Raw genomic sequence first — 20,086 nt, 5'->3', positions numbered from 1 at the left:
GGGGGGGGAACGTGAGAAAAATGGGAGGCACACCCCCTCCCCTCCCGCTCCACCCCTCCCCCCGCGCCCCTTCGGGGGTACTCGCTCAGTTCACTGTGCCCCAGGGTCAGGGGCGGGCGGTCAGGGGGCGGAGGTCGGTCCAGATGTCGGCGATGCGGGCCAGGCACTCCTCGCGGGTGCCGCGGGTACCCTCGGGGCGCCAGCCGGCCGGGGGTTCACGGTGGGCGGGCCAGACCGAGTACTGCTCCTCGTCATTGATCACAACGGCGAACATGGTGTCCTCCTGGGGTAGTCGGGGGTGGTCAGACGAGGCGGTCGGTGGCCTCGGCGTCGGTCAGGGCGTCGATCTCGGCGATCAGCAGGGCCTCGACCCGTTCGGCGAGGTCCGCGAGCACGGGGTGTTCGAAGACCTCGCGGATGGTGAGGTCCAGCCCGGCGAGTGAGCGGATCCGGGCGGCGACCCGGGTGACCCGCAGGGAGTCGCCGCCGAGCGCGAAGAAGTCGTCCAGGGCCCCGGCCTTGTCGATGCCGAGGACGTCCTCCCAGATCTCGGCGACCAGCAGTTCGGCGTCGGTGCGCGGCGCGAGGTACGCGGACCCGCCGCCCCCGGCCGCGCCGGTGCCGGGTCCGGGGTCGGGCAGGGCGGACGGGTCCGGCTTGCCGTTCACGGAGAGCGGGATCCGGTCGAGCAGGGCGATCCTCGCCGGCACCATGAAGGCCGGCAGCCGCTCGGCGAGGTGGGCCAGCAGCGCGGCTTCGGCGGGTGCAGCTCCGAGGGCGGGGACGGCGTAGCCGAGCAGCCGTCCGTCCCGGACGAGGACCAGGGCGTGGGCGACCGCGGGGTGGGCGGTGAGCGCGGCCTCGACCTCGCCGGGCTCGATCCGGTACCCGCGCAGTTTGACCTGGGTGTCGGTGCGCCCGAGGAACTCCAGTGCGCCGTCGGCCCGGCGGCGGACCCGGTCGCCGGTGCGGTACATCCGGGCGCCGGGCTCCGCTGCGTACGGTTCGGGCAGGAAGCGGTCGGCGGTCAGGTCGGGGCGGCCCGTGTAGCCGCGGGCCAGTCCGGCGCCGGCCAGGAAGAGTTCGCCCTCGCCGCCATCGGGGACCAGGCCGTACTGCCGGTCGAGGACGTGGCAGCGCACCCCGGGGAGCGGGTGCCCGATCGGCGGCCGCGCGGCCGGGTCCGCCGCCGGGCCGGGGCCGGGTGCGGTGAGGTCGGCGCTGGTGGCAATAACGGTGGCCTCGGTCGGGCCGTAGGTGTTGACGAGCCGGATCCGGCCGCCGTGCCGGGCGTGCCAGCGGGCCAGCGGGCCCGCCTCCACCGCGGAGCCGCCGAGCACCACCAGGCGCAGCTGTTGCGGCCAGTCGAACTCCTCTTCCAGCAGGACGAGTTCGTGCCAGTACGCGGTCGGCAGGTCGAGGACCGTGATCTGTCGGCCGGCTTCGCCGCGCAGCAGGTCGGGCAGCGTTCGGCCGCCGCCGGGGAGCAGGACGCAGGTGGCGCCGGAGGCGAGGGCGGGCCAGATCTCCTCGGCGTGGGTGTCGAAGCCGATCGAGGCGAACTGGACGATCCGGTCGCCGGGTCCGAGCCCGTAGCCGCCGTCGGCGCTGCCCGCCATCCAGTCGATCCGGTCGGCGAGTGCGCCGTGGTCGACCACGACGCCCTTGGGCCGCCCGGTGGAGCCGGAGGTGAACAGCACGTATGCGGGCGCGTCGGCCTGGGCACCGGGCGGCTGCCCGGCAGGTGATCCGGGGTCCTCGCCCGGGTCCGTGCGCGGTATCCCGAGGTCGGGCGCGTCGGCCTCCGCGAGCAGCAGGCTCGCGCCGCCGTCGGCGGCCAGCTGCCGCAGCCGTTCGGCCGGCTGGGCCGCGTCCAGCGGGAGGTAGGCGCCGCCGGCCTTCCAGACCGCCAGCATGGCGGTCACCAGCTCGTACGAGGGGGCGAGCGCGACGGCGGCGACCCGGCCGGTCAGCGGGCCGATCCGGGCGGCCAACCGGGTTGCCCGGCGGTCGAGTTCGGCGTAGCCGAGGGTGGAGTCGCCGAGGGCGAGGGCGGGGGCGTCCGGGCGCAGGGCGACCTGTTCGGTGAAGCGTTCGAGCAGGGTCCGGCGGACGGCGGGCAGGGCGGGGCCGGTGGCGCGGGCGAGCAGGGCGGTGCGTTCGTCGCGGTCCAGCAGCCAGTCGCCGTGGGCCGCGGTGAGCGGGTCGGCGGTGGCGTGGGTGAGCAGGGTGCGGTAGCGGCGGGCGAGGGTGTCGGCGGTGGTCCGGTCGAAGAGTTCCAGGTCGTAGGAGAAGGAGCAGGTCAGGCCGTCGGTGGTGCGCCAGCAGTCGAGTAGCAGGTCGGCCTTGGCGCGGGCGAAGCCGGAGTCCAGCGCCGTCAGTTCGACGCCGGGCGGCAGTTGGGGCCGGGCGGTGTCGGCCTCGGTCTGGCTCTGCAGGATGAACAGGGTGCGGAACGGCAGTTGGCCGGGTCCGGCGCCTTGGTCGGCGGCCAGCCGTTCGAGCGGGACGTCCTGGTGGGCGAGGGCGTCCATGGTGGCGGCCCGGACCCGGCGCAGCACGGTCCGGAAGTCCGGTTCGCCGGTGAGGTCGGCGCGGATCACGGCGGTCCGGGTGAAGTAACCGATCAGCGCTTCGAGGGCGCTCTCGCCGCGGCCGGCGAGCGGGGTGCCGACGGTGAAGTCGTCCTGGCCGCTCCAGCGGGCGAGCAGGATCTGGTAGGCGGCGAGCAGCACCATGTACGGGGTGCAGCGTTCGGTCCGGGCCAAGCGGTCGACGGCGGCGGTCAGTTCGGGGCCGAGGTGGAGGTCGGTGAAGCCGGCCGGGTGGGTGGGGCGGGTGGGCCGGGGGCGGTCGGTGGGCAGCCGCAGCGGTTCGGTGCCGGCCAGCCGGGCCCGCCAGTGGGCGTACGCCTGCTCGGTGGCCTCGGGGGTCAGCCGCTGCTGTTCGGCGCGGGCGTGGTCGCCGTACTGGAGCGGGAGTGCGGCGGGGTCGGCGCCCTGGTAGCGGGCCAGGAGTTCCTGCTGGATCAGGGCGGCGGACCAGCCGTCGGCGGCGATGTGGTGGAGCACCAGGCAGAGTGCGTGTTCGTGTTCGCCGGAACTGACCAGGACGGCGCGCAGCGGCGGGTCGGTGGTCAGGTCGAAGGGCCGGTTGACGTGGGGGGCGACGGCTGCGGTGAGGTCGGCGTCGGTGGCGCCGGGCGGGAGGTGGTGGACGGTGAGGTCGGCCGGACCAGGCGGGTGGACGATCTGGCGGGGGTGGTCGCCGATCAGAGGGAAGCGGGTGCGCAGGATGTCGTGGCGGGCGGCGAGGCCGTCCAGGGCGGTGCGCAGGGCGGCCTGGTCGAGCGGGCCGCGCCAGCGGTGGGCGAGGTAGAGGTGGTAGGCGGTGTCGGCGGGGTCGAGCTGCTGGAGGAACCAGAGCCGGTGCTGGTCGGGGGTGAGCGGGTGGCCGGGCGGGTCGGCGGGTGTGGTCATGCGTCCACCTCGTCCTTGGTGCGGGCTTGCAGGGTCTTCAGGCCGACCAGGTCGTCGGAGACGGCGTCGGGTACCTCGCGGTCGAACCGGGCGAGGACCGGGATCCGCAGGCAGATCAGGGCGAGCGCGGCCATGGCGAGTCCGAACAGCAGGTAGGCGAGGCCGATGCCGCGGCCTTCGCCGGTGCCGATCAGGCGGCCGACGGTGCCGGCGAGCGCGCCGTGCTCGTCCATCAGGGGTTGCAGCAGGCCGGGGGCGGTGGGGGCGACCACGGCGAACCCGATCGGCAGGGTCGACCAGGCGACCATGGTGTTGACGGCGATGATCCGGCCGTGGAAGCGCAGCGGGACCTTGGTCTGGATGATGGTGGCGTAGGTGCCGTTGAGCAGGGCGAGGCCGAGGGTCATGCCGAACGCGCCGAGGGCGACCAGCGGCAGGGCCGGGCGCAGGCCGGTGAGGACGCAGGCGGCGGCCAGGCCCAGGGTGGCGTACAGGACGCCGCGCAGCCGGTCGCGGCGCGGGCCGCCCCAGATCAGCAGGGTGAGGCCGCCGGCGACGGCGCCCGCGCCGGCCGCCAGCGCGACCCAGCCGGTGGCGGGCAGGTCGGCGAAGGAGAGCACCAGCGGGGTGGTGAGCAGGAACAGTGGGGAGAGGAAGATGTTGAGGACGGCGAAGTAGACCAGCATGGCGCGGAAGTGCCGGCTGCCGAGCGCCCGGCGGAATCCGGCCCTGATCTCCTCGGTGACGCTCTCGCGGCGGCGCCAGGCCATCGCCTGCGGGAAGCGGACGGCGAGGGTGACGGCGACGGCGGCGGTGTAGCTGACCACGTCGACGGCGAGGATGCCGCCGAGGCCGATGCCGGCCAGCAGGCCGACGGCGAACAGCGGGACCAGGAACTGGGCGAAGCCGAGTGCCATCTGGACGATGCCGTTGGCCCGGCCGAGGAAGCGTTTGGGGACCAGTTGCGGGACGGCCGAGCCCCAGGCGAAGCGCTGGAAGGCGAGGGCGAGCGAGAGCAGCGCGATCAGGGCGTAGGCGTGCCACACGTGCAGGCCGCCGGTGAGGTACAGCACCAGCAGGGCGGCCTGGGTGGCGCCGGCGGCGAGGTCGCCGGCCAGCATCACCTTCCGGCGGTCGCCGCGGTCGACGACGGCGCCGGCCAGTGGGGCGGCCAGGATGCCGGGGACGAGTCCGCAGGCGGCGAGCAGGCCGAGGTCGGCGAGCGAGCCGGTGCGCAGGTAGATCCAGATCGGCAGGGCGAACTCGGTGAGCGCCGAGCCGATCATGGAGATCTGCTGGCCGGTGGCGACGGCCAGGAAGCGGCCGAGGCTGGGCCTGACCTGCCGTCCGGTGCCTTCGGCAGCAGCGGGGCGGGCCGCGGCCGGGTCGCGGGAGACGTCCTCCAGCCACCAGGTGGCGTCGGGGGTGCGGGCGTGGTCCTGCTCGGTGCCCGCGGCGATGGCGGGGTGCACCTCGGTGAGGACGGCGGCGAGTTCCCCGGCGCGGTACTTGAGGAAGAAGTGGCCGGCCTCGTCGAGCACCACCACGCCGGTGGTGTCGGTGAGGCGGTGCCACTCGCGGTGGCGTTCCTGGTAGAACTCGGTGGCGGGGTCGCGTTCGCCGACGACGGCGATGACCGGGGCCTTCAGCCGGCCGCCGGCGGTGCGGAACAGTTCGCCGAAGTACTGCTCGGCCTTCTTGGTGCCGGTCCGCCGGTTGCGGACGATCAGGGTGAGCTGTTCGGGGGTGAAGTCCTCGGTGTCCAGGCCCGCCGAGGTGAGCGCGTTGACCATGTCCTGGTCGCTGCGCAGCCGGTCGGTGAGGGCGCCGAAGCGTTCGGAGAGGGCGGCGCCGCGTCCTTCGGGGCGGGCGAAGGGGAAGCTGCCGCCGAGGTGGACGGCGTCGACCTCGCGGCCGGCGGCCTCCAGCCGGCGGGCGATCTCCACGGTCAGCATCACGCCGAGCCCGCAGTGGCCGTAGAGCACGATCCGGCCTTCGACGCCGTCCAGGATCTCCTGCGCGGTCTCGGCCGCGACCTCGTCGAACGGCCGTGACTCCTCGCCGAGTTCGTGGCCGGGGACGGCCAGCGAGTGCAGCGCCCAGTCGTCCGGGAGGGCGTCGGCGAGCGGCTTGTAGATGAGTGCGCTGCCGCCGCCGTACGGGGCGCAGACCACCGAGGCGGTGGTGCGGGTGCGGGGCGGGGTGAGGCGGTGCAGCAGGCGACGCGGGCCGCGCTCGCCGGCGTCGGCGCCGAGCACGGCGGCGAGCGCGCGAACGGTGGGGTGCTGGAAGAGGTCCATCACGCCGAGGGTGCGGGCCTGGTCGGGCAGGGCGCGGCGGAGCCGGGCGACCACCTGGGTGGCGAGCAGCGAGTGGCCGCCGAGTTCGAAGAAGTCGTCGAGGGCGCCGACCCGGTCCAGGTCGAGCAGGTCGGCCCAGAGGGCGGCGATCAGTTCCTCGGTGTCGCCCTCGGGGGGCCGGTAGCCGGTCGGGTCGGCGGGGCCGTCGGCGGGGGCGGGGAGCGCGGCGCGGTCGACCTTGCCGTGGGCGAGCAGCGGGAGGCGGTCGAGTGCCACGTAGCGGGCCGGGACCATGTAGTCGGGCAGGGTGTCGGCGAGGAAGGTGCGCAGGGCGGCCGCGGTGGGCGGCTCGCCGTCGCCGGGCCACTCGAGGTAGCCGACCAGGTGCTGCTTGATGCCGTCGCCGCGGGCGAGGACGACGGCCTGGGTGACGCCGGGGACGGCGGTGAGGGCGGCCTCGATCTCGCCGGGTTCGACGCGGTGGCCGCGGACCTTGATCTGGTGGTCGGCGCGGCCGAGGAACTCCAGTTCGCCGTCGGGCCGGTGGCGGACCAGGTCGCCGGTGCGGTACATCCGGGCGCCCGGTGCGGTGGCGTAGGGGTCGGGCAGGAAGCGGTCGGCGGTGAGGTCGGGGCGGCCGAGGTAGCCGCGGGCCAGCCGGTCGCCGCCCAGGTGCAGTTCGCCGACGGTGCCGGGCGGGACGGGCTGCAGCCGCTCGTCCAGCACGTAGCAGCGGGCGCCGGCCAGCGGGCGGCCGATCGGGGTGGAGCCGTGCCCGGGACCGTCGGGCAGGACCTCGTGGACGGTGACGCCGACGGTGGTCTCGGTGGGGCCGTAGTGGTTGAAGACGGCGCACCGGCCGAGGCGGGCCAGGCCGCGGGCCCAGCCGGCCGGGCTCGCCTCGCCGCCGAGGACCAGGGCCTTGCGGGGCAGCAGCCGTTCGGCGGGGGCGTCGGCGGCGAGGGCGGCCAGGTGGGAGGGGGTCATCTTGAGGTAGTCGATGGCGCAGCCGGCCATCGCGTCGGCGAGTTCGGCGCCGGAAATCCGCCGCGGCAGCAGGTGGATCCGCCCGCCGGTGGACAGGCCGAGGTACAGCATGGTGATGCTGAAGTCGAAGGCGAGTGACTGCAGCAGGCCGTACGAGCCGCCCGGTTCGATCCGCAGCCGTTCGGCGGCGCCGGCCAGGTAGTTGACGATCTGGCGGTGCTGGACGGCGACGCCCTTGGGGCGGCCGGTGGAGCCGGAGGTGTAGATGACGTACGCGAGGTCGCCGGGGCCGGCGAGTTCGGGGAGGGGCCGGTCGCCTGCGGCGTGTTCGGCGGCGGCGTCGATGCCGAGTACGGTGCCGCGGCGGCCGGTCGGCGGGGCGGCGCCGGGTCCGGTGACCAGCACGGCGGCGGCGGAGTCGGCGAGCAGGAACTCCAGCCGTCCGGCGGGCTGTTCGGGGTCGAGCGGGAGGTAGGCGGCGCCGGCCTTGAGGGTGCCGAGCATGGCGACGGCGAGGTCCGGGGACTGCTCGAGGCAGAGCGCGACCACGTCGCCGGGTCCGGCGCCGAGGGCGCGCAGGCGGTGGGCGAAGCCGGTGGCGCGGCGTTCGAGGGCGGCGTAGGTGAGGGTTTCGCTGCCGTGGGTGAGGGCGGGGGCGTCGGGGGCGCGGGCGGCGGCCTCGGCGAGCAGGGCGGTGAGGGTGGCCGGGCCGTCGGCGGGCAGGGCGGGACCGGCCGCGCGGGCGGCGAGTTCGGTGTCCTCCCCGGGGGCGAGGAGCGGCAGTTCCAGGGCCGGGCGGTCGGGGTCGGCGAGGGCGGCCCGCAGCAGCACCTCGAAGCGGGCGGTGAGCCGCTCGACGGTGGTGTGGTCGAACAGGTCGGTGCGGTAGGTGAACAGGCCGTACAGCCGGCCGTCGGGCTCGTCGCGCAGGTACAGCGCGAGGTCGTGGTGGGTGGTGGCGGCGCGGTGGCCGAAGCCCTCGGTGCGGGTGGCGCCGGGCGGTGCGGCGGCGGCGCGTTCGCCGTAGTTCTGGAAGGCGAAGGTGGTCTGGAAGACGGCGGCCCGGCTGACGTCCCGTTCGACGGCGAGGTCGGAGACGATCTGCTCGAACGGCACCTCCTGGTGGGCGTAGGCGTCCAGGGTCTGCTCACGGACCCGGCCGACCAGCCGGCCGAAGGTCAGCTCCGGGGTGAGCCGGGCCCGGATCGGCAGCATGTTGACGAACATGCCGACCAGGTCCTCGAGTTCGCCGTGCAGGCGGCCGGCCACCGGCGAGCCGACGGCGAAGTCCGTCTGGCCGCTGTGCCGGGCCAGCAGCACCTGGTAGGCGGCGAGCAGCACCATGTAGCGGGACGCGCCGTGGGCGCGGGCCAGTTCGGTGATCCGGCCGGACAGGTCGGCATCCCAGTGGAACTCGTGGGCGGCGCCGTCGTAGGTCAGGACGGGCGGCCGCGGCCGGTCGGCGGGCAGTTCCAGCGCCGGGACGCCGGCCAGTTCGGCCTGCCAGTGGGCGCGGGAGGCGTCCAGGGCGCCGTCGGCGGTCCTGGCCCGCTGCCAGGCGGCGTAGTCGCCGTACTGGAGGGCGGGTTCGGAGAGGCCGTGCGGGGTGCCGTCGGCGTGCCAGGCGTACAGGGCGTCGAGTTCGCGCTGCAGCAGGTCGATCGACCAGCCGTCGCAGACGATGTGGTGCAGCACCAGGGCGAGGACGTGCTCGCGCTCGGCGAGGCGGACCAGCAGGACCCGCAGCAGCGGGCCGCGGCCGAGGTCGAAGGGTTCGGCGAGCAGCGCCTCGACGGCCTCGGCGGCGCGCCGGTCCGGTTCGGCCTCGCCGCTCGCGTCCAGGTACCCGGCGGTGAACGGCGCCGGATCGGCGACCACGGTGTACGCCGTGCCGTCCGCGGTCGCCGGGAAGGTCGTGCGCAGGCTCTCGTGCCGGGCGAGCAGGTCGGTGAGCGCGGCGTCCAGCGCGGCCCGGTCGTAGCGGCCGTGCAGACGGCGGGCGGGGGCCAGCGCGTAGGCGGTGGAGCCGGGGGCGAGCTGGGCCATGAACCAGAGCCGTTCCTGGCTGCTGGACAGCGGCGCCGCGCTCCCGGCGGGCCTCGGGTGCACGGTACGGGCGGGGCCGCGGGCGCCGCGCAGCCGCTGCGCCAGCAGGGTCCGTTTGGCGTCGGACCAGCCCGTGGTCAGGGGCTGGGTTTCGGTCATCGTGGTCCTGTTCGGGATCGGGGGCGCCCGGCCGGCGGGCGGGACGGGGGCGGGCGGGCAGCGGGCGGAACGGGGGCGCCCGGGCAGCGGGCGGGACGGGCGCGGGTCAGCGCAGCCGGGCGACGGCCTCGGCGATGCCGGCCACGGTCGGGGTGTCGAAGAAGACGTCGAAGTCGACCTCGACGCCGAAGGTCTCCCGGATCCGCGAGGAGATCCGGATGATGGTCAGCGAGTGCCCGCCGAGGTCGAACAGGTCGTCGTCGGGGCCGGCCTCCGGCAGGCCGAGCACCTCGCACCAGATGGCGCACAGCGCGTCGGTGACCTCGTCGCCGGTGGCGCGGGCCCCGGCGGGCGCGGGCGCCACCGCCTCCGCGGGGGGCTCGGGCAGGGCCCGGCGGTCCAGCTTGCCGTTGGGGGTCAGCGGCAGCCGGTCCAGGGTGGTGAAGTGCCGGGGAACCATGGCGGCGGGCAGCATCCGCAGCAGGTGCTCGCGCAGGGCGGCGGGGTCGGCGGTGCCGACCAGGTGGGCGGCGAGCCGCGGTTCACCGTCCGGGCCGTGGTGGACGGTGACGGCGGCCTCGGCCACCTGCGGGTGCTCCAGCAGCGCGGACTCGATCTCACCGGGTTCGATCCGGTGGCCGCGGATCTTCACCTGCTGGTCGATCCGGCCGAGGTAGTCGAGCCCGCCTTCGCCGTCCCAGGCGGCGAGGTCGCCGGTGCGGTAGAGCCGGGAGCCGGGCGGCCCGAACGGGTCGGGCACGAAACGCTCGGCGGTGAGGGCGGGCCGGCCCAGGTAGCCGAGGGCGAGTCCGTCACCGCCGAGCAGCAGTTCGCCGGGCAGGCCGACCGGCACCGGCCGCAGGGCGCCGTCGACCACGTACGCCCGGGTGTTGGCGATCGGACGGCCGATGCCGACCCGCTGCGGTTCGGCGGGGATCTCGGCGCAGGTCGACCAGATGGTGGTCTCGGTCGGCCCGTAGACGTTGAACAGCCGGGCCACCGCGGCCCGCAGCCCGCGCGCCAGCGGCAGCGGCAGCGCCTCGCCGCCGGCCAGCGCCGTCAGGCCGGTGCGGCCGGGTCCGGCGGCCAGCAGCACCCGCCAGCCGGAGGGGGTCGCCTGGGCGTGGGTGACGCCCTCGGCGGCGATCAGGCGCAGCAGGCCGGGCCCGTCGACGGCCAGGCCGTCGGGGGCGAGCACCAGGCGGCCGCCGGTGGCGAGCGGCAGGAACAGCTCCAGCGCGGCGATGTCGAAGGAGAGCGAGGTCAGGCCGAGCCAGACGTGGCCGGGCCCGGAGTCGAGCCGCTCGGCGAAGGAGCCGAGCAGGTTGGCGAGTGCCCGGTGGCCGACCGCGACACCCTTGGGGCGCCCGGTGGAACCGGAGGTGTAGAGCACGTACGCGGTGTCGCCGGGGCCGGGGCCGGGGCGGTCGGTGGGCGGCGCCGCCTCCGGGGCGGCGGGGTCGGTGTCCGGTACCAGCAGCACCGGTGCCAGGTCCAGGAGTTCGGCCGGCGGGCGGCGGTCGGTGAGCAGCAGGTCGGCGCCGGAGTCGGCGAGCAGGAACGCCAGCCGGGCGGCCGGGTGGGCCGGGTCGAGCGGCAGGTAGGCGGCGCCGGTGCGCAGGACGGCGAGCAGCGCGACCGGCAGCCGGGCGGTGCGGTCGAGGTGGACGGCGACCAGGCTGCCGGGGCCGATCCCGCGGGCCCGCAGGGTGGCGGCGAGGGCGGTGGAGCGGGCGGCGAGGGTGCGGTGGTCGAGCGTCTCGTCGGCGGCGGTGACGGCGACCGCGTCGGGGGTGAGGGCGGCCCGGCGGTCGATCAGGTCGAGCACGGTGAGGCCGGGAGTGGCGGGGGTGTCTGTGGCGGTCGCGTTCCAGCCCTCGGTGACGGCGTGCAGTTCGGCCTCGCCCAGCAGCGGGAGTTCGGCCAGCGGCCGGTCCGGGTCTCCGACGGCCGCGTCGAGCAGGGTGGCGTAGTGCCCGGCGATCCGGCGGGCGGCGTCCGGCGGCACCACGGCCGGGTCGTACTGGAGCGAGATCTGTGCCCGGTCGGGACCGTCCACCACCTGGAGGTTGAGGGTGGTGCGGGCGCTGTGGTTGGACACCGCCCAGTCGACCACGGCCTCGGCGTCCTCGAACAGCGGGTCGGCGCCGCGCCGCCGGTAGCTCAGGGTGACGGGGGTCAGGCCGACCCGCGGGGTCAGGCCGCGGACGGCCGTGCCGAACGGCACCGCGCGGAAGGGATAGATCTCCCGCAGCCGGGCCCGCACTGCCCGGGCGAAGCCGGCCAGACCGGTGGTGTCCTGGTCCACGGCCGGTACGGGCAGCGGGAGTTCGTTGACGTACAGGCCGACGGCGTGCTGCCGGTCGGGTCCGCGGGTGGACAGCGGGACGGCGATCGAGGCGTCCTCGTTGCCGTAGCGCTGCAGCAGGGCGTGCGCGGCGGCCAGCAGCAGCTCGAAGACGCTGACCCCGGCCGTCCGGGCGGCGGTGTGCAGGGCGCGGTGCTCGACCGGGCCGAGCAGCCGGTCGACGCTCTCGGCGGGGCCACCGGGGGTGGCGGCCGGGCGGCCGGCGCCGGGGAGCGCGACCTCGGCGCGGTCGGTCCACCGCCCGGCGTACCACTGCGCGGCCTGCGCGACCAGGTCGGCGGGCGGTGGCGCCTGCGGTGTGGGCTGCTCGACGGTCAGGGCGGGGGTGCGGCCGAGGCGGCGGGCGTTGTAGGCGGTGGCCAGGTCCGCGAGCAGCAGGTCCTTGGACATCCCGTCGAAGACGGCGTGGTGGGCGACGGTCAGCAGGTGGGCCCGGCCGCCGGGGCGGCGGTACAGGGTGGCACGCACCGGCGGGCCGGTCTCCAGCCGGAACGGGCGGGAGGCCTCCTCCTCCAGTCGCTTGGCGAACTCGGCGGCGCTGTCGGCCCGCGCATCGGCCACCAGCAGCGAGGGGCGCGGCCCGGCGGACACCAGGTGCAGGGCACCGTCCCGTTCGGCCAGCGCGCAGCACAGCACGGGGTGGCGGTCGAGGACGTCCTCCCAGGCGAGCGCGAGGGCGGCCGGGTCGATCCGTTCGAAGTCGACGCCGAGCGGCATGTGGTAGTTCCGGCCGGCCAGGCCGAGGCGCTCGGTCAGCCAGACCCCGTGCTGGGCCGCGCCGGCCGGGACGGACGGGCGGGCCGCGTTCTGTTCAGGCATCGCTGCTCACTTCGAGTGGTGGGTGCTGCGGGGAGCGTGAGCGGTGACCGTCCCGGCGGCCGGGTCGCGATGCGGGGTACGGCGGCGGGTGCCCGGGCGTGGGCCGCACGCCGTCCGGGGCTGTCCTGGGCCGCCGTGTCCGCCGATCCGATCCGCCGACGGATGGTGGCCACAGCCGAATGGTGGTGCTCCGGCGATTCACGCCAGCTTAGATTGGTCCAGACCTGCGGAGAGAGTGGCATAGACCATCAGGGGCGTCAAGACTGCTCCAACTGCCCTGACGGACCGTAACTCAGCATGTCCAGAGCAACATTGACGCCCCGAACGGACGACCCTTGCGGGCCCTCGCGGCCGCGCCCGGACCATCCCGGACGGCGACGCGGCGCGCCTTTCGTCCTTCGTGCACCACCGTTCGACGGACGGACGCCGCGGCCGGAACGCACCACGGCCCCGGCCGCCCGGCGGGCGGTCGGGGCCGGCGCCGCGAGGTGACGGTCAGTCGGCGGTCAGGCTGTCCCTGCGTTCCGTTGATCAGCTGTCAGACGGCAACCCCGGTTCGGCGAACAGGCGTTGCACCACCCCGACCGTCCACCCGCCTGCTGCGCCGGACGACGGCCCCCGCCAGCACTGCGAGCAACGCCGCGCCGTAGGCGGGCTGCTGGAGGTCGCCGCCGCCCAGGTACAGCGCGGCACCCGCGGCCGGGACGGCCAGCCACTCCCAGCGCCCGTCGAGGGCCACCAGCGCCACCACCAGCAGTGCGTACCAGGGGTAGTTGGGCGCGGCCAGCAGCAGTGCGGTTCCGGTGACCAGCAGCGCGCCGCCCCACGGCCGCTGCTGGTCGCCGCGGCGCAGCACGTACAGCGCGACGGCGAGCAGCACCAGCGCCGCCGCGTACGGGGCGAACGCCGTCGGCAGGACCAGCCTCAGCAGCCCGAAGCGGTCCACCTCGCTGCGGTCGTAGCCCTCCTCGCGCAGGTAACCGGGCAGGTAGCCGAGCACGCCGCCACCGGAGCTCAGCAGGTACGGCAGGTAGGCGGCGGTTACCGTGAACAGGGCCGTCGCGGGCAGCACCAGGTCGCGCGGGCGCGGTCGGCGGGCCAGCGTCCCGGACAACGCGCCGGGCAGGGCGACCGCCGGGACCAACTTGACCGCGACGGCGGCGCCGAACAGCACCCCGCCCCCCACCTGCCGCCCCCGGGCCGCCACCAGCAGAGCGGCCACCAGTAGCAGCGCGCCCAGGGTGTCCACGTGCGCGTCATTGACGGCCCACAGCGCGACCCCGGGGAACCAGCCCCACAGCGCGGCCCGCACCGGCCGGCGCCGGGTCAGCAGCAGGCCGGTGGTGGCGACGGCGAGCAGCGCCCCGCCGAGCTGGGCGGTCCGGATGCCACCGCCCGCGCCCTCCAGCGCGAGGAACCACGCCTCGGCGACCGGCGGATAGATGGTGTGGACGGCCGGACGGTTGAGGTGGGTGCACTCGCCGGCGGCGGTACGCCGCTCGTCCCAGCCGGTGCACGGACCGACCGGCGGGAACAGGTCCGGGGAGCCCGCCCGCAGGCCCTCGAGCGCCGGATCGTCGGGCGCGTAGCGGTACGGGGACAGGCCGGCCGCCTGCACCCGGCCGTCCCAGCGGTAGCGGTAGGCGTCGTCGCTGGTGCGGGGCGGGGCGAGCAGCCCGGTGGCCGCGACGGCGACGGCCCCGGCCAGCACCAGGCCCGCCGCCGGCCGGGCCGACACCCGGCGCAGCAGCAGCACGGCCAGCGCGAACAGCACCGCGTCCAGCGGGTACCAGGCGTACAGCGGGCCGGGCCGGCCGAGGGTGCCGCCGGTGGTGACGGTGGCGGCCAGCGCGGCGACCAGGGCGAGCAGCGCGAGCACGGCGGCGCAGGCCGCGAGGAGCGGGTGGAGGCGGGAGCGGGAGCGGGGGCGGGGGGTGGTTCCGGGCACCCGGCCACCCTGCCAGCGCGGACCCCTCCGCGGGGCACCGCCGCGGCGGCCGTCCGACTTCCGTAAGAAGGTCGGCGCCTGTCGCGGGGGCGGCGAAAAAATGCCCGCGATCCTGGCAACCAAGGGCCGGACCGCTCTCGGGTCGCACCCTCGCCCAGGCGGGGGCCCGGCACTGAGGCCACTCAGCGGCTGTGGGTAACCTCACCGCGCTGGGAGGGCTTCGCCGCTCGAATGCGTCTCCCCTGGTGCTTCCACACGTCCGTGGCGGGCGTTTCGAAGCCGGCCGCTTCCAGGGCCGCCACGAGCATCCACTGACTCTGCTTCTCTAGCAGCAGCCGACCCATCCAGCGGACGGCCTCCGAGGTGACCGGGTCCGGCTCCAGCGGGTCGCGTCCGCTGGAGTGGTCCTACGTTGTTGGTGGGTCGGACGGGCCAGTCGGGTGATCCAGTTTCAGGCTATGCGGTGAGTGCGGTCGGTATGGTTGTCCTGCCCCCGCCTGCGCGGGTAGGACAACCTCTGAGGATGCCAAGCCGTGCGATGCAGCGGCTGACCCCCGCTCCCGCGGGGAGGACGGCACTGGTGGGAGCCGGATTTCCGCCTCCACCGGCTGACCCCCGCTCCCGGGGGAGGACCCGGTCCGGGTTCATCAACGCGTCGATCATCGCGGCTGACCCCCGCTCCCGCGGGGAGGACCTCGCCCAACTCGCCGTCGGCCGCGAGTTCGCCGACTGACCCCCGCTCCTGCGGGGAGAACTAGCAGCGGGCACCGTCGTCGTCCCAGTCGACCGGCTGACCCCCGCTCCCGCGGGGGGACACAAGAGCCCCGAAGTGCGGCACACCGCAGAACGGCTGACCCCCGCTCCCGCAGGGAGGACGACTGGCCCGACGTCGAGGCACTTCTGGTCGCTGGCTGACCCCCGCTCCCGCGGGGAGGACATCCGGCGGGCGAGCTCGGTCAGGCCGACGAACGGCTGACCCCCGCTCCCGCGGGGAGGACATCCGGCGGGCGAGCTCGGTCAGGCCGACGAACGGCTGACCCCCGCTCCCGCGGGGAGGACCCAATCTCCACGCGGACGGTATCGGGTCGGTCCGGCTGACCCCCGCTCCCGTGGGGAGGACGGGATCACGACAACAACCGAGCCCGCGGCCTGCGGCTGACCCCCGCTCCCGCGGGGAGGACATCTCCGCGCGGCTGAGCCGGTCGTGGGTCGGCGGCTGACCCCCGCTCCCGCGGGGAGGACCGCCGCATTCGCGTTCGGGAGCGCGCCGAGGGCGGCTGCCCCCCGCTCCCGCGGGGAGGACGATTCGATGGTCTGGCGGGCGTCAGCCGGGAGCGGCTGACCCCCGCTCCCGCGGGGAGGACAGGTTGACGGTGTCGGCCCACTCGGCCACGGCCGGCTGACCCCCGCTCCCGCGGGGAGGACGTGTCGGTGCCGCGGGCGATCCGTGCCGCCCACGGCTGACCCCCGCTCCCGCAGGGAGGACTCGCAGACCGCCAGCCCGACTGCGGTCTTCGACGGCTGACCCCCGCTCCCGCGGGGAGGACCAGCTCACGGGCGCGGAGGCCGAGCATCTCGGCGGCTGACCCCCGCTCCCGCGGGGAGGACAACCGGGTCGACACGACCGGGTACTGCGGCGACGGCTGACCCCCGCTCCCGCGGGGAGGACTCACCTCGGCTCTAGGCTGTGCGCCCTGTCGACGGCTGACCCCCGCTCCCGCGGGGAGGACCAAATCGCCCGCTCGCGCAGACCGTCGACGGCCGGCTGACCCCCGCTCCCGCGGGGAGGACTCGCCTCAGAGGCCCTTCATGTCCGACAAGTGCGTCTGACCCCCGCTCCCGCGGGGAGGACGCCACCGCCGCCGCCGGCGCCGGCGCGTTCATCGGCTGACCCCCGCTCCCGCGGGGAGGACCGCCGCAGCATCGCCGCCGCGCGCACCATCCACGGCTGACCCCCGCTCCCGCGGGGAGGACCCTTTTTGACCTGGGGCGTTCTAGCTACTTTGCCGTTCCTTGACCTGACTCGCCCGTCGGCGCGAAGGCGACCAGGGTCAGGCCGTCGAGGTCGATCGGGTGCCTTCGCTGGGCGCCGGCCGTGCGGAGTTCGAAGCCTTGCTCGTTGGCTGCCGGTTGGACAAGAACTGCAACTCCGTCACCGATGCAGCCGATCACGCTTGCCCAGAGTTCGTCCCGGACCTTGGCAGAGACCGTTCCGACGTACAGCTGTGGCGTGACCTCGAGAAGCCAACGGGTCAGCGCACCCCGCAGGTGGGCGGGGACGGCGCTGACCGACATCGTGATCATCGAGGCCATGTCAGTCTCCGCTCTGGCGGGAGTGGTTCACCCCGCCGGGAACGACGCCGGAGACCGGATCCCACAGATCGACCAGCCGCTCTGCCAGCTCCAGGGTTTCGGTGTCGGCTCCTGGCGCGAGTAGTCGCTGGATGTCGGCGACGATGCGGGGAAGCAGGCGGAAGAGCCGCAAGCCGTCCCGGAAGCCTCGCCGTGCATCCTGCTCCGGGGTGGTGGAGCTGTGCAGTGAGAAGGCGAGCGGGATGGTGAGTTCGGCCTTGTAGAGGTCGGCGATGTCGTACAGGAATGCCTGCTGATTGCCGCTGTGTACGAAGCCGAGGGCGGGCGAGCAGCCGAGTGCCAGGACAGCGGCGTGCACGATGCCGTAGAGGCAGGTGTTGGCCGCGGAGAGAGCGAGGTTGACGGGGTCCTGGGTGTCCCAGGACGCCGGGTCGTAGGCGCGCCGGAAGCGGCCGATCCGGTACTGCTGGGCGAGAAGGCGGTAGTGCGCTTTGACCCGCTGCCCCTCCATGCCTCGCAGCGCATCGAGGCCGGTGCCCGGCGGGACGGTGCCGGGCCCGAAGCGTTGCTCGTACATGGCGGTGGCCACGGAGGCCCGCCGCTCGTCGTCGGCCCAGGCGCGTACCTGGTGTTCGAGCCAGGTGGTGCTGAGGGATTCGGGGAGGGCCGCGGCGTAGCAGCGGACGCCGCCCGAGCCGGCGACCACGACCGTGGTGCCGTGGCGGGCGAAGGTGGCCAGCGCTCGGGCGGTGATGGAGGTGCCGGGGCCGAGCAGGACGCAGCTGATCGCCGCGGTGGGCAGGTAGACCGTTTCGGTGCCCCGTTGAGGGCTGGTCACCTCCGCGCAGACCCCGGTGTCGTCCTGGACGATTCGCACCACGTCGAGGTACAGGAAGGACAGCGAGTCGGCGATCCTTGGCAGCATGGCCACGGTCGGAGCTGCCAGCCGCCGGCGGGCGGGTGAACGCCGGTCGGGCACGGCGTTCACCCGCCGTCCCGGGCAGGTGCGATGCTGAGCAGCCCACAGCCGTAGGCCTTGCCCTTGCCGATGCCCTCGGCGAGCCGGGCGCGCAGCCGGTCGGGGTCGGTGACGATCGCCGTGCCGTCGAACTGGGTGCGGGCATGCTTGACGCGGTGGCCGTCCTGGCGGCGGGAGCCGGTGGCGGCGTCCAGTGGGTCGGCGTGGACGGTGATCACCTTCAGGCCCGAGGCCTCGGCCTGGCGCAGCCACCATTCCTGCGCGGCCGGTCCGGTCAGGGCGACGACTGAGCGGAGGTTGTAGAGCTCGCGGGTGGTGCGGCCGGGCTTGCGGATCGGATTGGCGGCGATCCGGTAGCGAATGGTCAGGTCGGTGCGCAGTGCGGTCAGCAGGGGGGTGAGGTCCTTGGTCTGTGCGCGGCCGTAGCCGGGTGGCAGGCGGGTGAGGTCCGGTTGGTGGGCGCTCTGGAGGAGGATCTGGTGGCCTGCGGGTGCGGGTTCGACGCGGTACAGGACGCCGAGTTCACGGCGGGCTTCGGTGCTGGGGACGTCGTCGGGGAACAGGGCCATCAGCCTGTGGTGCGTCTCGACGGCGCTGCCGGCGTCCTTGCGGGCCTCGCGGTTGCGGGGGTCGGGCAGGATCCGGGTGAGCCAGAGGTTCACACCAGGCTCCTTTCGGCGTGGAGGGCGTGCTGGTCGAGGTAGGTGCCGAGGGCCTCGAGATACGCGGTGCCGAACCCGGCGCAGCGGTCGGCGGGGAGTGTGAGGGTGCGCTGGTAGCGGGGCCGGGTGCGGTAGGCGCGGTGGCGGGGGTGGAAGGTGAGCGGGTCGTCGTTGATCTGGCCTGCGGGTGTGCTGCCGTCGGAGGCGGTGGGAGTGCCCGGCGTCGGCGGGTCCAGGTGGTCGAGCGGCCGGTCGCCGTGGAAGACGATCTGCACCGTGTCCGGTCCGGTGCGGCGGCGGGTGGCGAGCGGCAGGTGCACGAGGTGGTGCATCGGCCGCTCGAGGAGGCCGAGCGCCAGGGGGCCTTCCGGCGGGCACGACCTGCGCCCGAGGAAGGGTGGCCACACCGGCTCCCGCAGAGCCTGTGCGCAGGTCGCCAGGAGGTCCGGGTCGCCGGTGAGGGCGGCGGTGAACGCCGCGTCCGCCAGGTAGTAGCGGTGGGACAGCAGCGTCGCGGCTGCGCCGGGTCGCTTCTTGCCCTCCGCGGTGGTGACGGTGTCGCGGCCGCTGAGTCCGCCGCCGACGGTGTGCAGGTCGCGCAGCAGGACGCCGGGGCGGTCCGCGCGAATCGTGAGGGACAGTTCGGCGAGGTCGTCGATGCTCTCGCCGCGGCGCCGGCCGAGGGCGGAGGCGAGCAGGCCGATGATCCCGGAGCGGGTCGGGAACGGTGCGGTGTCGCGCTCGTTGAACTGGCTGCGCTCGCCCCAGGACTGCAGGGGCCCGGCCAGGTGCAGCAGCAGCCCGGGGCCGTCCGCGGGTGTGGTGCTCACGCGGTCGCCTTGCCGAGCGCGGCGTCCAGTGCGGCGTCGATGAGGTCAGTGAAGGAGTCGCTGCGCGTGCCGAGGCCGTCCAGGTCCTTCTCCTCCAGGCCGGCCCAGCCGGCGCGTACGACTCCGCGTCCGCCGAGCAGCTTGCCGGCGGCGCTCGCGTACCGGGCCAGCTCCGCCCGGGACGGCGCCGCGTAGCCGCCGTCCTCGCGGTCGGAGCGCACCGGCTTCTCGAATGCGGCGGCGTAGGACAGGGGCCGGTCCGAGCGGACCGAGACGTGCACCAGGTCGGGGATGGTGTGCGGGGCCGTCGCGGTCTTCTTCGCCTGCGGCAGGGACAGGACGAACGCCTCCACGAAGCCGGCCGCCAGCTCCCGCGCCGAGGCGCTGTCGCCGCCGAGGTTGCGCAGCAGGTCGGCCAGGTCGACGGTCGCGTACCGGTAGAACACGCCGGCGCTGAATTCGGCGTGCCCCATGTGCGCGCTGCCCGCCGTGTCGCCCCAGGCGGACGTGACGTCGTCGACGGCCGAGAAGTAGTCGAGCTCGACGTCGGTGCCGTGTGTGGTCAGCGCGTGCGCGACCTGCACCGCCCCGTCCACGCCGGCGTCGTCGACCTCGGCGAGCATCCGGCCGAACAGGTTGATCACCCCGTTGCGCGAGCGCAGGACCTTGTCGATCCGGTCCTGCGGCAGGACGCTCTTGTCGGCGGCCTTCTTGATGTCCTTCGCCGCCTCCAGCGCGGCCCGGTGCTCCTGGGCCAGATCGGCGAGCTCGGCCACCGCGGTCTCCGGTACGTACACCATGGCGTTGGTGGACACGGCTGCGGAGTCCTTACCCACTTCGAACTTGATGCTGCTTCCGGCCGCCACATGCTGTCCCGCCCGCTGCGCCAGCGCAGGCTCCCAGCCGCGCTGCTCCAGCAGCCGCGCGACGCGGGCGCCGATCCGCCTGGTCCGCAGCGCCTGCTCGCCGGCGGTCTGCTGGAAGTACGTGCGTACCGCCCGCTTCCAGGACTGGCTGCTGACCCGGGTGCGGTCGGTGTCGCCGTAGCGGACGGTCTTGACGGAGTTGTTGTCGTCGCGGTTCAGGTTCGCGAACGGCACGCTCTGCACGACGTGGATGTCGATGAAACGCGCGGTGGTGCTGTTGGTGGATGCCATGGTCGGCTCGTCTCCTCGTGAATGTGGATGGATGCGAAC

At 74.9% G+C, this 20,086-nt stretch carries 10 protein-coding genes and 1 CRISPR repeat array; all 10 genes read right to left on the bottom strand.

The genetic code is table 11. The features are described 5' to 3' along the window. Nucleotides 1-106: 106 nt before the first annotated feature. Nucleotides 107-274 carry an MbtH family protein gene (locus tag AC2TEW_RS25890; protein ID WP_484625754.1) on the bottom strand — a complete coding sequence of 56 codons (168 nt, stop codon included), beginning with the start codon at nt 272-274 and terminating at the stop codon, nt 107-109. A 28-nt stretch (nt 275-302) separates the two neighbouring features. Then, a complete protein-coding gene (locus AC2TEW_RS25885) occupies nt 303-3,479 on the bottom strand; it encodes a non-ribosomal peptide synthetase (protein ID WP_484625753.1) in 3,177 nt (1,058 codons plus the stop codon). After that, on the bottom strand, nt 3,476-8,971 hold the full coding sequence (locus AC2TEW_RS25880; protein ID WP_484625752.1) for a non-ribosomal peptide synthetase: 5,496 nt from the start codon (nt 8,969-8,971) through the stop codon (nt 3,476-3,478). Before AC2TEW_RS25880 ends, AC2TEW_RS25885 begins: the two co-directional genes overlap by 4 nt. Before the next feature lie 106 nt (nt 8,972-9,077). Continuing rightward, nucleotides 9,078-12,158 (bottom strand): non-ribosomal peptide synthetase, encoded by a 3,081-nt coding sequence (locus tag AC2TEW_RS25875; RefSeq protein ID WP_484625751.1) that lies wholly within the window; start codon nt 12,156-12,158, stop codon nt 9,078-9,080. Nucleotides 12,159-12,696: 538 nt separating this feature from the next. Continuing rightward, complete coding sequence (locus tag AC2TEW_RS25870; RefSeq protein WP_484625750.1) at nt 12,697-14,106, bottom strand: glycosyltransferase family protein; 1,410 nt, start codon at nt 14,104-14,106, stop codon at nt 12,697-12,699. A 787-nt stretch (nt 14,107-14,893) separates the two neighbouring features. Continuing rightward, a CRISPR array of direct repeats spans nt 14,894-16,080; the repeat unit is 29 nt; unit sequence CGGCTGACCCCCGCTCCCGCGGGGAGGAC. Nucleotides 16,081-16,104: 24 nt separating this feature from the next. Next, complete coding sequence (gene cas2e, locus AC2TEW_RS25865; RefSeq protein WP_484625749.1) at nt 16,105-16,419, bottom strand: type I-E CRISPR-associated endoribonuclease Cas2e; 315 nt, start codon at nt 16,417-16,419, stop codon at nt 16,105-16,107. 1 nt (nt 16,420) lies between these two features. Beyond that, the gene (gene cas1e, locus AC2TEW_RS25860; protein WP_484625810.1) at nt 16,421-17,344 is read right to left on the bottom strand and encodes a type I-E CRISPR-associated endonuclease Cas1e; all 924 of its coding nucleotides are present in this window, start codon (nt 17,342-17,344) and stop codon (nt 16,421-16,423) included. 59 nt (nt 17,345-17,403) lie between these two features. Continuing rightward, complete coding sequence (gene cas6e / locus AC2TEW_RS25855) at nt 17,404-18,060, bottom strand: type I-E CRISPR-associated protein Cas6/Cse3/CasE (protein ID WP_484625748.1); 657 nt, start codon at nt 18,058-18,060, stop codon at nt 17,404-17,406. Further along, nucleotides 18,057-18,890 (bottom strand): type I-E CRISPR-associated protein Cas5/CasD, encoded by an 834-nt coding sequence (gene cas5e / locus AC2TEW_RS25850; RefSeq protein ID WP_484625747.1) that lies wholly within the window; start codon nt 18,888-18,890, stop codon nt 18,057-18,059. Before cas5e ends, cas6e begins: the two co-directional genes overlap by 4 nt. Then, nucleotides 18,887-20,047, bottom strand: a complete 1,161-nt coding sequence (gene cas7e / locus AC2TEW_RS25845) for a type I-E CRISPR-associated protein Cas7/Cse4/CasC (RefSeq protein ID WP_484625746.1) — start codon at nt 20,045-20,047, stop codon at nt 18,887-18,889. The genes cas5e and cas7e overlap by 4 nt, the downstream gene beginning before the upstream one ends. Nucleotides 20,048-20,086 lie beyond the last annotated feature (39 nt).

It is taken from the genome of Kitasatospora sp. NEAU-CNBT7, assembly GCF_057220535.1.
This window is presented reverse-complemented; position numbering and strand designations above follow the sequence as displayed.

Coding starts and splice junctions, on each gene's coding strand:
- AC2TEW_RS25890 (WP_484625754.1), bottom strand. CDS start 274: ATGTTCGCCGTTGTGATCAATGACGAGGAGCAGTACTCGGTCTGGCCC.
- AC2TEW_RS25885 (WP_484625753.1), bottom strand. CDS start 3,479: ATGACCACACCCGCCGACCCGCCCGGCCACCCGCTCACCCCCGACCAG.
- AC2TEW_RS25880 (WP_484625752.1), bottom strand. CDS start 8,971: ATGACCGAAACCCAGCCCCTGACCACGGGCTGGTCCGACGCCAAACGG.
- AC2TEW_RS25875 (WP_484625751.1), bottom strand. CDS start 12,158: ATGCCTGAACAGAACGCGGCCCGCCCGTCCGTCCCGGCCGGCGCGGCC.
- cas2e (WP_484625749.1), bottom strand. CDS start 16,419: ATGGCCTCGATGATCACGATGTCGGTCAGCGCCGTCCCCGCCCACCTG.
- cas1e (WP_484625810.1), bottom strand. CDS start 17,344: ATGCTGCCAAGGATCGCCGACTCGCTGTCCTTCCTGTACCTCGACGTG.
- cas7e (WP_484625746.1), bottom strand. CDS start 20,047: ATGGCATCCACCAACAGCACCACCGCGCGTTTCATCGACATCCACGTC.